Here is a 14,581-nt window from a genome sequence, read left to right on the forward strand (position 1 = left end):
TTAGTAGAGCTTCATCTCGACAACGTCGACGCCACTATAGGAGTCGGTGTATGGCTCTCTCACCATGACCGGCTCTCTGACCTTGACTGCCACGTACCTCAGCCTCCCCGCCTTGAGGGCCCCCCTGAACTCCCGCGCATACACGGCGTCGGTGCCGCCACGTTTCACCATCTCGGCAAAGATCGTGCGCAGGTAGAGAACCGTCCCTTGCTTGACCTTCAAGCCTTCGGCGCCACCATCTTCCAGATACGGGTCATCGAGATCCGGATCGGAGCGACCCCGCCGCCAGTCCAGATCGCTCCCCGGTGCCTTGTCCTCCACGATCAAAATGTCGCCGCCCGGGAGGCGGTATGCGGCATCAAACATGTTTGCTCCGTTGCCGGTCCTCGGCAGGTCGATCTCGTCCAGGTCATCACCGAAAGCCGCGGGTATCGCGTGGAGTCGGGAAGCATCCTCCCCCAATCGCTCGGAGATCTTACTGTTCACCGGTGTTGTGCCAAGTCGATCGGCGTATCTGTGCTGAGCCTCGGTGTAGGCTTCCTTGTTCGGTCTGGTTCGTTTCCTTCGATACGCGGATTCTGTTTTGACGAGCTCTCGGTAAGCCTCACGCTGCTGCATTCTTCGGTCGAGTTGCCGCAGGATGTGGTTCGGCGCAGTCGCACGACCGAAGGGCAGGGCTGGGAACCTTTCCTCGGACGGCCCGTTCGGGAGGTCATATGTGGAGTACAAGCCCCCCCGGGCGTTCTTCGGAAGCTGCGAAAGGACATCGTCAGGGTCCGATCCGGAGCTCCTCGTGTTGCGGCGAACGGGTTCATAGTTCGTGCGCTGGAGTTGCGCTTCCTCGCGTCTCTTGCGCTCTTCAGGCGAGACCTCCAACTCAACACCCTCGGCGAGCACATAGCCCGGGAGCATGACGCTTTGCGTGAAGCTCTGGCGGCGCGTCTCGTAGCTGTTTTGTCGAGAGTGGCCTGGTCGCCAGGGACTGGCTGGGTCCGAGTCGCCGGCGCTGTGTTCGTAGCCGTCCGTACTGTCCTGAGCGTCTTCGTTGTCGTCGTAAGCTCCGCCGAGCGAGTCGCGCCGTGTGTGCTTGACGTAGCTCTTGCGTTTCCTGCTGGTGTCGTCGGGCGCGGAGTCTTCGCTGTGTTGAGCTCCGGCTCCCCTGGACGGCCTGATTTCGTTGTGCCCGCGGCTTCCATGCGGCTTCTTGAGGTCGATCGGCGCTGGAGCGCCCGGCCGCGCCGGCGGCACGACTGGTCCGAGGTTGGAGCCTCCTGAGGACGGGACCGCGCCCGGTATCCGGCGTGGGATCGCGCCTGTCACGTACTGTCCGACCTTGCGGCGTCCGCCATCCTCCACGCCTGGCGTGTGACTGCGCCGGTCCATGCCCGAGGCTGACCTACCGCCGAGCGCCGCGGGTTGCGGTGTGGAGGCGACGGTCCGCTGAGACGGCACGAGCTCTCCGAAGTCGTAGCCTCGGCTGTGCTGCGGGGCGCGCGAGGAAGATTGAGAGAACAGGTCGGGGACTGGGGGCAGTTCGTGGCTGCCTTGTTGATAGCGGTGGCCCATGCCTGTGGTGGAGCGTGGGAACGGATCGGGGGCCGGGGACGGTTCGTGGCTGCTGTGTCTCACGCCTTGTTGAGAGCGGTAGCCCATGCCTGTGGTGGAGCGTGGGAACGGATCGGCGGCTGAGGACGGTTCGTGGCTGCTGTGTCTCACGCCTTGTTGAGAGCGGTAGCCCATGCCTGTGGTGGAGCGTGGGAACGGATCGGGGGCCGGGGACGGTTCGTGGCTGCTGTGTCTCACGCCTTGTTGAGAGCGGTAGCCCATGCCTGTGGTGGAGCGTGGGAACGGATCGGCGGCTGAGGACGGTTCGTGGCTGCTGTGTCTCACGCCTTGTTGAGAGCGGTAGCCCATGCCTGTGGCGGACCGGGGGAACGGTTCGGCGGCTGGGGGGGCGTAGGGTCCGTAACCTCCGGGTCCGTCGTTCCCCTGGGCGCGCGAGGGGCTCGGATCGTAGGACACATACTCCACGCCGGGCTGTGGAACGGGGTACTGGTTGCGTGAGCTCGGGCGGTACTGCAGCCGCGAACCAGGCCGAGGGGTGGGCTCCTCCCTCTCATCCTCCGCGGGAGGGAACCTCCTCTCGTCCACCGTGGGAGGGAACCTCCTGTCGTCCAACGTGGGAGGGTACTTCCGCCTGGGCTGTTTGCCGGTGTACATGGACCGTGAGATGTCGCCCGGAGCGTCCGTGTTCGGACCGGCGCTCCGCCTGGTCGCGGACGTGGCACCCGCCTCCGCAGCGCGCTGGATTTGCTCGAGTACGGCCCTGCGTCGCTGCCTGGGTTGCGTCGGGCCGGAGTTCCCTCCGGTGAACCGAGAAGCGGGAGGGTGGATGGTTTTGCCCGCTTCGATCGCCGCCATCATGGTGACGACCGGGTTGGCAGCGGCGTCACGTCCGGACGGGACAACGGGGGTGGAGTTCGTGGCGGTGGCCGTCGACGCGTCAGCAGAGCTGGGCTGCCGTCCGGTCTCGGCCCGGTCCGCCCGGCTCTTGCCCTTGCCCGGCACCTCGGTCGCCCGGCCGTTCAGTGCGATCGCCTCGGGTGATGCAACGAAGTGGAGCGGTTCGCCGATCTGCGAGCTCGAGAAGCTTTCCTGTGCGCCGGTCGGTTCGGGTTCCACCAGGATCCAGGGCTGCCAGTACACATCGGCGGGCAGGTAGGGCGGCCGCTCCACGATCACGACGGGCGTGGCGGAGCCGGGCTCGTATCCGCGACGGGTCCTGCCGGCGGGAGCGAGTACGCTCCGGCCCCGCTGGTTGGCGACGCGTTGTGCGTACGACCTGCCGTGGACGGGATCCAGTGGATAGTTCCGGATGGTGAACCGGCCGAGCGCGGTGCTGTCCGCAGTCAGGACCAGGATCGAGTCGGCGGGGACCTGCGCGTCATCGAGCGCTGCCGTCAACTGCTCCTCATCCAACGGGTGGTTGGCGCCACCCCACGTGAGTGATTCGTCTTCCTCCCAGAACTGGACGGTCGGATCCACGCCCCGGTGATCGACTGCGGCGTCGACGAGGTGGAACGATGTGGCTCCCGTCGCCTGCATCGCCTCGGTCAGCGCCGTGGACGGTCCCACCTCGTCCTTCTGGTCGAAGTACGGGTCGGCGTACTCGCGGAAGGACAGCCCACCGGCGAAAGCGCCGTCGGCGAAGGTCCCACGGGTGTGGAAGGGCCGCGGGCGGGTGTACGGCGGTGGCGTATCGAGGTCGTACGCCGGCACGGCCTCTTCCGCGTTGGGTACGGGTTCGCCGGTCCGCGCGATCACCATGTCCGCGGCGAATCCGCCATGTCGCAGGACGCCGTACTTGTCGAAGTCGGCCGACGCCGCCGAGATCCAGGCCTTGACACCGGGTGCGGCGCTGAACTCATCCTTCAGATTCTGGAGATCGGTTTCGTCGAGCGTGCCCTGGCGCGAGTAGAACACCAGGTTGACGGGCGGAGCCTGGCTCGCGGGCAGCCCTTCCTCGGTCGCCAGACCCTTCGCGTACTGCACCATGTCGGCGAGCTCCTCGCTGTGCCGCAGCTGCTGCGCGAACTGCTCCACGGTCAGCGGCGTGCCGGCCGGCGTGCTGTGCGGCCGCGTAATGCTGTCCATATCCACGTACATGACCGGCTCGCCTGCCCAGGGAAGCCCGCTATTTGCTCCCGCGTCGTGCAGCCGTGCGTTCGCGTCGTCCTGAGCGGACCGCGGGGAGTTGCCGGCCCGTACGATCTCCGCATTGAGCGAACCGGCGGGGCGGGTGACGAGCTTCACGGGGCGGCCGGTCGGTCCCAGGGAGCCCCGGGGCGGCTGGAATTCGGCGGCTCTGGTGGCTGCCTTCTCGGGACTGCCCGTGTGCATCCGCAGCCTTCGCAGTACCGAGAGTACGTGGGCGAACTGTCCCGTGGGGTCGAGCCGGTCCGCGCGCAACGGAGCGTTGAGCTCCAGGATCTTGTAGGCCTGCTCGAGACTGCTGTTCAAGTACCCCGCGGCGTAGTGCAGATGGAACTCCGCCAGATGGCTGAGGGCCCGCGCGAGTCGCATCGCGGCGCCCGGGCCTCGGGTGGCGTGCGCGTGTGCGATCTTGGCTCGGGCCGCGGCCAGATTGTTCGGGTGGAGGCTGTCGACGGCGCGGAGGCCGGCGATGAGCTGGTTGGCCTTGCGCATATAGCTGTCGATGTCCGCTTGCGCGAGGATGCCGTCGGCGACCAGCGCGTTCAGTTCCTGGAGTTCGTTGGATCCGTTGAGCAGGGTGCCCGGATGCCACGCGTCGTTGTTGATCGCGGCGATCAGGTCGTCCAGAACCTTGCGGGGAGCGACCGGCCGCTCGTACCAGTGCGGGGATGTGGGGAGGTGTGAACGCCTCCCCTTGCGCGGCGCGGAACGCCGGGCGCCCCGCTGCGGGTGCGCGTCGTAGGCCGGCGGGCTGTCTGCGGGCTGCGGAGCAGCTGTGCCGGGTGCTGTCAGGCCCTGACCTGTGGATGCCAGGGAGAGGGGGGTGGTGCGGGTCACCGTGCTGGATACGGGTTCAAGTCCCGTATCCGCAGCGGACATGGGGCTCACCGGGGCGGTGGCGGCCGCGCCGCGGCGGCGCGGGCCCGGGTTCCCTGCGGGCCGGTAGCGGCGCTTCTCGGATTCTCCCGGCGCATTCTGTGCGCCCTGTCCCAGGCTGGGACCGCCCATGGCAGGAACCCGGTCCGGGTCCACCTGGCTGAGCGTCACGCCCGTGGGTGAGGTCGGGTCGTGCGCGACCTTGGGGTTGATCTCGATCCAGGGATTCCACTCCACCTCGTCCGGCAGCTCGGGCTTCTTCACCATGAGGATGCGCGTGCCGTCGCGCCGGACGAGGATGTAGGGCTCACCCCACGGCACAATTACCTTGCCCTGCCACTGCTCGGCGACGTTGCGGGCGAGGGACTTCGTGTACGTGCCGTCAGCCTGAGGCTCGCCGAACGCGGCCCCCCTGGGGAGGAAGAGCAGGCCGTGCTCGCGGTCAGCGCCTTCCATCAGCAGCTGAATGACCAGCTGCTTTGCGTCCAGCTCGTCGGCGGGCCGGCCATCGGGATTCCAGGCGGGGAGCTTGCCGTTCTGTACCGGGTCGCCGTCGATCAGGTGGAAGGCGGTGCGATCCGACGCCGCCATGGCGAGCGTCAGATCGGTGGACAGATGGAAGGGGCGCCGGTGGATTGGTGTGCGCACCGGTTCGAGGAAGGCCGTCGCACCGGCGAACGGCGGGTTGGGTGCGCCCTGTTCCTGGTTTTGGTGGCTCGCGAACACGGTGAAGACACCGTCGTCGTACTGCTTGAAATCAGCCGGCTGGTTCCCCGCGCCGATCAAGTTTCCTGTGAGATCGGGCCTGACTGGGGTGTGGGTGCCCCACACCCGGATGGTCACGTCCCGGCGGTTCTCGAGGAAATGGGTGCGCAGATGCGCTGCACCCTTGGGATCCGTCGAGGCCAGAAGGATATTGAAGGGTCGATTCCACTTCCTGGAGAGTGCCAGCATGATGCGGTACTCGTCCAACTGCCGCAACTGTCCGGCGAGTTGGTCGATCCCTCGGTCGCTGACGGTGTCCACATCGACATAGGCGGCTATTTCGTCCTGGCCGGTCAGATGCTTGAGCCAGTTGCGAGTGACAGCGTCCGGTTGCCTCAAGCCGGAGTGCAGCCTCAGAACACTCACCAGAGGTGTGCCCGTCGGCTGCATGTCGCGGCTGTCCACCCGGCCCGTACCCGGGATGTACGAGGTCACCACTTCGGTGGCCTTCTGCTTGCCCTGCTCGGAGTACACCCGGGCCACATGCACGAGTTGTTCCATCGCGGCCAGACGGCTCGTCGGGATGGCCGCCGGATTGGCGAGGAACATTTGCCGCGCGATCTGGAGGTCGAGCTTGAGCTGCTCCTTGCCCACGTTCATCCGGAGGTAGGTGAGGTGGTCGATCGACCGCGCCTTGCGCGTAGCCGCCGGAATACCGCCGGTCGCCAAGGCGAACTGGATCTGGAGGTTGGCGCGCCTCTTGGTATCGGGGTGGTAGCGGTGCATCGAGCCGAGCGTCTCGTCCATGACGAGGCCGGCGATGTCGTCCAGGTTCCTCCTGTTCTCCTGGGTGAGCGTCCCGGCCTGCTCCATGGCGTCGAGCCCTTGAGTCGCCTCCCGGTCCCCCAGCAGGCGGCCGTGGTGTGCCAGGTCGTTGTCGACCGAGGTGAGTATCCAGTCCGAGGCGGCGCTCAGGAACAGGGTGTCCCTGCGCGTTGCCCTCGACTTCCTGGCTGCAGTCGATGGGGGTACCGAGTGCGTGTTCTGGCTCGCGACCTGGGGGCTGCTGATGTTGCCTGCGGCCGCGTCCTGGAGATTTCCGTTCTGGCGTACCAGGTTCGGCCGGACCGCCGGGCGCGGCTGGTTGGCCTCGGTGGCGGGGAGCGGGGGGACGGCGGGCGGCACCACTGGTGGCGTTGGCGGCGCCGGTGGGACGGGGATCTCGGAGAGTTCGGCGGAGCTCCGGGCGGGCGTTTCGGCTTCGTCCTCCTCGGTGTCGGCAGAGTCGGGGGTGTCAGAACTGTCGGTCTCGGTGGTGGTGATCGTGGTGGTGACGATGGGTGCGTGTGCGGCCAGGTCCGTCGAGGAGTCGATGGTGGGTGTAGTGGCGGTGGCGAGTTCGGTCGGGTCCGCTGTGGTGTCGGCGGATACGCCGAAGCGGACGAACAGCGGGCCGGGTGCGCCGGGGCTGAGGTGGAAGTCGCCGTCGTCGTCGAGGGAGAGGGGATGTGAGGAACCCCAGGTCTCGGCGGACTCGGTGCCGAGGCCTTGGGCGAACTCCTCGATGATGGCCGCACGTTCGGCGCTGGTGAGGTTGTCGGCCCAGGCGGTGCCGCCCAGGAAGTAGGGGAAGACGATGACGTCCTCCCTCACCTCACCTCCTTCCTGCTGCACCTCGTGGAAGAGCAGGTTGCGCCGGAACTGTTCGCCGAGGGTGCGGGGTGAGGGAGGGGCTTCGCCGTTCGTGCGCGGTCCCATGGCCGCGTTCATGTCGAAGAAGGCGACAGGCTGGTGCGGGCGGTCACTCCAGGGGAACTCCTGGGCGTCTGCCCAGTCCTCGTAGACGTGGTTGTACGCCTGTGAGGTCGAGGGGTTGTGACCGGTCCAGGGCGGCATGTGCCCGGGGTGTCCATAGGTGTTGGCGGGCCGGAAAACGGTGCCGCGGGGCGAGCCGGTCGGATCGCTCTCGAAGGTGATGTGCGGTGCGGGACCGGTGTTCTGGAGGGCGCGCGCATGGGAGAGCGCCCTCGCCCGGCCCTTGGTGGCCAGGACGTAGGCCACGTCCAGGACTTCGGCGAGCTGGGCAGGGCCGTCGGGCGGGTTCTGGCGGTCCGGCGCAAGCGGGGCAAGCAGGTCGCCGGCGTCGAGCAGGGCCTGCGGCCGGGTGGCGACGACGAGGCGACGCCGAAGGTCCCGCGCCGTGACTCGGGCGGCGGGAACACCGCCTTGGGCGTACGCGAGGACGAGCTTGTCGCGCAGGGCGTCGCTGTGTGTCCCCACCCATGTCCCGGCGTCGAGTCCGAACCTTCGCATGAGGTCGAGGGCGGCGCTGCGGTAGCCCACCAGAGCCGAGGCCTTGAGCCTGCCGTCTTCCAACCGCCGCTGGATCGCGGCCCGTTCGGCGGTGGCGTCAAGGAGGACGGCATGGTCCCAGAGGCCCTGGTGGATGGCGTACGCGCCGTCGTACACCGCGGCCCGCACCGGTGTTTCGGGCCGGCTGCGGTTGCTCGACACGGACGCGGGGGAAGCCGCATCGGGTGCCGGATCGCCTGGGATCTGCGTGCGGGGCGCAGGAACGAGCGCGGTTCGGCCAGTCTGCTGTACGTGACCGGGCGAGGTCTGTGCGACGGGTTGCGCGACATACGCGTACCCGTTCGCCGCGCCGTGCAGGACAGGGTTCACCTGCGTCGGCGCTCCACGGAACTGCGGCTGGCCATCGGAGGGCGGGCTGACGGGTGGTGAGGTGCGGAACAAGGTGCGGGCGATCCGCCTGGTGGCAGCAGCCAGCCGCGCCCCGAGCCCCGCACCACGACCGCGGCGGATCATCGAGTGGACGACCGGGCTTTCGACCTGGTGCTCGGCCAGATGTGCCCGTACCCGCGCGATGCCGCCCTGGTCGTCGAACACGCTGCGGAGCTGACCGTCATGAGTGACGGTGTTGGCGCTCGCGCCCAGCACGCCGACGGACGGCGACTGCCCGTTTGCGGTGACGCCCGTGGAGACCGCGCCGGAGCTTTCGGCGGTCTGGGATTGCAGGTCCGTCGGAACGCTGACGGTAATCCCGACGGGGGAGTTGATGTCCCGGGCGCGCTTCGGCCAGTACGTGATCCAGGGCTCCCAGCCCAGTGGTGGCGGGTTCTGCGGGGGACGGACCCGGAGGAAGACCCGGCCGTCCGCCAGGACTTCGCGGTGGACGGTGCCCCAGGGGGCGGTCACGGGAATCCCGAGGAGGTCGGCCAACTGCTGGGGGAGCGGGGCCTGGTACTCCGGAAGACGGGTGTCTTTGTTGGGGCCGAGCAGCCTGCCAATGGCGGCACGATCGGCGTTGATCACGAGATGGTCCCCGGGGGCGATCCCCCTTCCCTCCAGGAACTCCGCGACGCTCCGGACGGCTGGCGCCACGTAGGAACCGCCGGGGCCCTCGTCGTCCTTCAGCCAGAGGTTCAGCCTGCCGTGTTCGACGGCAGCATCGATACGGACCGTTCGCTTCTGGCCTGCGGCGAAGATCTTCTCGCTGAGGGCGGCGGACGGTGCGCTCGGGGGCGTCTCGTCCGGAGCCGCGCGGTAGTTGAGGACCTCGGTGAAGGTTGCGCGGCCGATCCTCCGGTTGTCGTGTGCCGGGTTCTGCGGGTCGACCGGGTCGTCGTCGCTCCCGAAGGTGCTCGCGTCGTTGTCCGCGGCCTCCCGCGTTCCCGCAGCCGGGAGGGATGGATCAGGGAGGTCCGAGACGGACGTGAGGAGGTACCGCACCGGTTCGAGACTGTCCGGCATCGCGCCCGTCGGCGAGGGCGGCGGAGGCGGGTCCGGCATGTCCTGAAGCGGCGACCGGTCCAGGGCGGACCGACCACGTTCGAAGCCGTAGATGATGTGCTGCAGGAACCGCTTCGCGCGCTCGCGTGTCCGCCTGGCCCGGTCGGCGGTGCGCTCACGGAGCCCACCGCTGCGACGGCTCTGGCCGCCATCGCTGCTCGCGTGGGAGCGAGCGCCCTCCTGAGTCCAGCCGGCCAGCGGGGCCCGGGGCCGCAGACCACCATCGGTGGCCTGCTGGAATGAACCGCCGTGCGTGACCGTGTTGTTCGGTGTGTTGCCAGGGCGCCGCGGGTCGTTGACCGCGTCTGCGGCCAGGCCGACGACGGAGTGGATGTCGTGGGTGTCGGTCGGCAGGTAGACGACCCACGGCCGCCAGTTCACGCCTGGCGGCACATGGTCCGGGCGCTCGACGGTCAGATAGGGCAGGACGGATGTGCCGCTGCTGAACTTGCGGACGACCTTGCCCCAGGCGGCCACGACAGGGCCGCCGCGGAGCCTGGCCAGCGTCAGGCCGTAGGGCTGGTCGTAGGTGTCGAGGCCGTTCTCGTCCTTGCCGAGGTGGTGACCTATGGCCGCGTCGTCGGTGTTGAGTACGGTCACGTCCGCAGGGTCGACGTGCTTGTCGGCCAGCGCCTTCCTGACTTCGCTGTTGCGCGGGGCTTCGAACTGGCCGCCGGTGCCGTCTGCATTCGGCTGCCAGATCTGCATCTTGCCGCCGGCCGACAGGAAGGCCCGGATCAGCACCGGCCTTCGGGTACCGAAGCCGACGAGTATCCGGCTGAGGGCCAAGGACGGGAGGCCGGGCACCAACTTGCCGGCCTCTCCGCGGAGATCGACGATGCCGCCGAATATGGAGCTGCCGGCCGTTTCGTTGCCCTCGATCAGATATGCCGTCAGCGGGTCGGGCGCGACGTACGGGCCGGTGTCGGCGAGTTCGAGGCGCCCGGAGTCCGCGAGTTCGGCGGGGTTGCCTGGGGTACCGGTGGCACTGGCGCCTGTGACCTCGACGGGGACGATGGCCGCGAGCTCATAGCGGCTGGTGTCTGCGAGTTCGACGTGGTGGGTGATGGGGCGTCCGGCGTTGCCGGGTTCCGTGTTCGTGTAGCGGGCGAAGCTCACGGGGTGGCTGGATGCGCCGGTGTACACATTCAGTTCGCCATCCGGCGTGAAGGCCGAGGGCGCATCGGAGACGAAGATGGAGATCTTGGCGTCGCCCCGCATGAGCGGGGAGATGCCCTGGAGGAATTGCTGTATTTCGGCATTGCGGGCGTTCTCGTCGCGATCGCCGTCGTTCAGGAAGAGCACGACGAGGCGTATCTCCTGTTGCGACGCTTGGACCTCGCGCACGATGCCCTTGATGAGCGGGCTGTGCGGGAGCTGCTCACCGACCTGTTCCGCCTTGTACAGCTGGAAGGTGTGGGGGCTGCGAGTGCGCACTGCGGCGGCCAGGTCCAGAAGGATGATGGGTGCTTGTGTGCCGGTGGGCCGGTCTTCGGCAGTCCAGGGCACCGCGATCCGGACCGTGGCACCGCTGGCGTCCGTCAGGACCACCTGGGCCGTCGGGAGCGCGTTGTATACCTGCAAGATGCTGTCGCTCAGCAGTGTCGTCTCCGCGAAGGCGTTCTCGACCTGGAAGAAGCTGGCCCGGTCCGCGCTGGTGGCCCGCGACTCGAAACGGATCGCATCCCGGACCTGGTTGTCGGCGGGCTGATAGCTGCGCGCAACTTCTTGTGCCGCCTCCCACGACTCCTCGTCCGAGCGCGTGGGGTCGAAGAGCTCGGAGAGCACAGCGAAGTATTGAGCCCGCTGGTGGTTGATGTCGCTCTGGCCTGAGCGGTCCGGAGCAAGCTCGGTCAGCAGGAACTCCGCATCTTCAAACTTCCAGTGCGGGTTCGCAGCAAACCGGATGCGTGTACGCAGGTCCAGAGCCTTCGCCCAGCCGGCGGGCTTGCCGCCCTTGGCGGCGGAGGCCGTGATGAGCGTACGGAGGTCTCGGTATATGCGGCCGGAGAGATTGAAGTTCAGCAGAGTCATGATGGCGCCGGCCGCAAGCCGGAGGCGGGATACCCGGTCGGCGGGTGCCCGGGAGAGGAACGTGTCCGCCAGGATGACGTCCACGTCACGGGGAGTCCAGGGGCCCACGCGCCCCGTGGTCTCGGCGGCCTGACGGACCGTCCGCAGCGAGACCACCGAGCGCAGGTTGCCCCCGCGGGGCCACATCATGCTGGGCGGCCGCTGCGGCTGCTGCGGTACCGGGATCAGCCCGGAGCTCTCCGGGGCGTTGTTGCGGGATGAGTGAGCGAGTACGCGCCGCACGGCGTTCCTGAACCTACGCGTGCGCGACGAGCGACTCTCCTCGGAGTCGCTGCCGTGGCGGTACGCGCCTTCGACGCCCCAGCCGACCAGTGCCGTGCGGGCGACGGCGCCCTGGAGGCTGCCCGCGGTGAGCGAGACGGTGCCGGGCGTCGCCGGGGAGAACGTGGCGCCGAGTACGGGGGCCTGACGGCCTAGCGGGCCGGCGACGCGGCTCTTGAATCCGGCAGGCCTCGGGTTCGGCCGTGGCCTGCGTCCGGAGTTCTCCGCGATGGCGGCCTGGCTCGCCCGATGGAGGATGGTGTCGCCGATCGGCGAAGTGCTCGCAAGTCCGAGGGAGGCGGGGTCCCGCTCCGGGGCGATCGCACCCAACGTTTCGAGCGTGGCGCGGTCCGTAGGCGCGACGACCACCCACGGCTGCCAGCGCGGGTCGTCCTTCGCCTCGGCCGGACGCTCCACCTTCAGCACATGGCGGTTGGTCCTGGGGTCGAGCTCGAGGTACGGCGTGCCCCAGGGAGCGGTGACGGCTTTGCCCCGTGCTCTGGCGGCACGCAGCGCCGGTGACGGTCCGTAGAGGTACTGGACCTTGGTGACCTCCCGTCCTTCGGCGTCGAGGACCGGCGTTCCGTCGGGGTATGTGGCGCGGACCGTCCGCGACCCGACGACCGGGCCCACGGCGGCGTTCGGCACCGCGAGGACGAGGTGTGCGTCCTGCGGAATGCCGGTCCTTTCGAGGTACGCCGACAGCTCTTCCATCGTGCGCGGTGTGTACTTCCAGTCCGAGCCGGCCTGTTCGTACTGGCCGTCCTGCGCCCCCTGCGGACTGAACTCGAACGAGTTGAGCTTGCCCTCGACCAGCGCGCCCTCGACCAGGTAGGGCAGGTGACCGGATGGGGCAAGGCCGTCGGCAGAGCTCAGTGCCTCGGCGAGTGCCGCGGACTGGCTGACGGCGCGACCGCGCCAGCTGCTGTCCCGTTCGGCGCGTACCGAGAGCGCGTACGCGAATGAGCTCCGGTCGTACGACAGTTGTGCGCGTCCGGCCTTCCTCGGCAGGACCTCGCGGAAGCCCACGACGTCCTCGTGGCGCTCGGGGTCGAGGGTGACCGACAGCAGGCCGTGCCGGTCGACGGTGACGACCTGTGCGGCGGCGCGCAGCCGGACTCCGTCCTTCTCGAAGTGCTCGGAGATCTCCTGCGCGGCCACCGTCTCCTGGCCGAGGTCGAGGTTCGAGTAGCAGCCCATGTCGATCAGGTTCAGCGGCACACCCTTGAGTTCGGCGAAATCCCGCATGAGGGGGTATATGGGGTGCTGGGTGATCAGTTGGTGCATGTGTGCTGCCGAGGTCACCGCCTCGCCGTTGGTGATTCCGCGCACTGCGTTCTTGGCGAGGCCCGGTTGGAAGCGGTCGAGGTTTCCGTGCGTCTGGACGTACAGCGAGGGTCCGTCCCAGGCCATGAGCTGGTGTGAGATGTACAGGCCCCCTGTCGGCCCGGCGGTGCCCTTGCCTGCCTTGTCCGCCGGGGCGGCGATGCCCACGAGCTCACGCAGGCCCACTCGGTGCTTGTACCACCTCGTGGTGTGATGCCTCTGGTCCGGCGCCATGAAGGACAGAACCGCCGTGCCCGGCGAGAGCGTCGCATGGGTCCTCGCGTTGAAGATGCCGAGGCCCGCCGATCCGTACACGCTCGTCTTCGTCCACAGTGCCTCGGCAGCGGTCTCGGCCTCGGCCCTGCCCTTGGTGTGCAAGGTGTGGGCTACGGCGAGGATTTGCTCCTGGCGCAGGACCTGAGAGATCGGCCGCCGGGTTGCCGGTGCGTGCCGGGCGAGGATGGCTTCGGCCCGCTCGACAAGGGCGCGGACCTCGGCCTCGGTCTGCCGGCCCGAGGGCTCGGTGCCCGTGTGGGCGAGGGCGTCGAGTCGCGCCAGGTCCCTGGACAGGGCAAGGCCCTCGTGCGGACCGTCGGCGACCATCGTGCGCAGCACCCGGGCCTGTACGGCACCCAGCAGGACTCGTGCCTTGAGCTTCACAGCCAGGTCCTCGGCGCCGGCGGCCTTCTTGAGCTCCGGGTGGGTGGACGCCACGATGAGACGCGCATCGCGGGTGAACTCGGCCAGCGACGCTTCCACGTCTCCTGGCTGCACATCGTTGATCGGATGGCGCGCCAATTCCCGGTGCGCCCTGCGGAGTTGCCGCTCGGCGGCCCGCTGGTTCCTGGCCGTATCGGCGATGAGTGCCGACTCGGTGTCGAGGACGGCGGCGACAACCCGGTCGGTGGCCCGGCGCAGCTTGAAGGAGTCCTGGAACTGCTGATAGCGCTGCTTGGTGCGGGCCAGGAGCGCGGGGCGCTTCGGCTGCGTGGGGGACCCCAGGGGGGCGGGGCTGGGCGCGCCTTCGTCGGTGCTTCCGTGGGCGCCCGGATCGTCTTCGCCGGCGGTTCCGTGGGCGCCCGGATCGTTGAGGGCCTCGCCGACCCGGCTGGGGCGTAGCCGCAGGTCCTGACCGTCGACGGCCTTGCTCAGCGGTCCGCCCATGGTGAGGCCGGCCGAGACCGGGCCGACCTGCTGGCCGCCGGACAGCACGGACGGTTCGGACGGCGGCAGGTCGAGGGTCAGCCCGACCGGGGAGTTGGTGTTGTGGATGTCGTCGGGATAGTAGGTGATCCAGGGCTGCCAGCCCGGCGGCGGCGTCTTCCCCGGGTGGCGGACGGACAGGAAGGACCGGCCATCGGCGAGCGTCCTGCGGTGGCGCGTGCCCCAGGGCGCGGTCACGGGAATCCCGAGTTCCCGGGCGAGCACCAGCGGGTGCGGCGCCTGGTACTCGGGCAGCCGGGTGTCCTTGTTGTGGCTGAGCAGCGCCCCGACGGCGGCATTGTCGGCGTTGACCACGAGGTGGTCCCCGTCGACAATTCCCTGTTCGCGGAGGAACGCCGCGACGGTCCTGGCGGGCGCAGGCACATAGGTGCCGCCGGGGCCCTCGTCGTCCTTCACCCAGAGCTGCAGTTTGCCGTCCCTGAAGGCGACGTCGAAACGGACCGTCCGTGCCTGGGCTGCGACGAAGAGGTTGTTGCTGAGGGCGGCGGACGGTGTGCTCGGGTTCGATTCGTCGGGGGCGTCCAGATAGTTGAGGATCTTGTCGAACGATGCGCTGCCGATGGTCCGGTTG

At 68.6% G+C, this 14,581-nt stretch carries 1 protein-coding gene (running past one end of the window); it reads right to left on the reverse strand.

Annotated elements, in window-relative coordinates; all coding sequences use genetic code 11:
• Window positions 1-14,581: the end of a hypothetical protein gene (locus ACH4YL_RS25050; RefSeq protein WP_398509667.1), read on the reverse strand. It continues 51,632 nt past the right edge of the window; the window shows 14,581 of its 66,213 coding nt (coding positions 51,633-66,213); its start codon lies off the right edge, out of view — the gene reads right to left on this strand; its stop codon occupies window positions 1-3.

The organism is Streptomyces sp. NPDC020681 (assembly GCF_044334895.1).
Classification (GTDB): Bacteria; Actinomycetota; Actinomycetes; order Streptomycetales; family Streptomycetaceae; genus Streptomyces.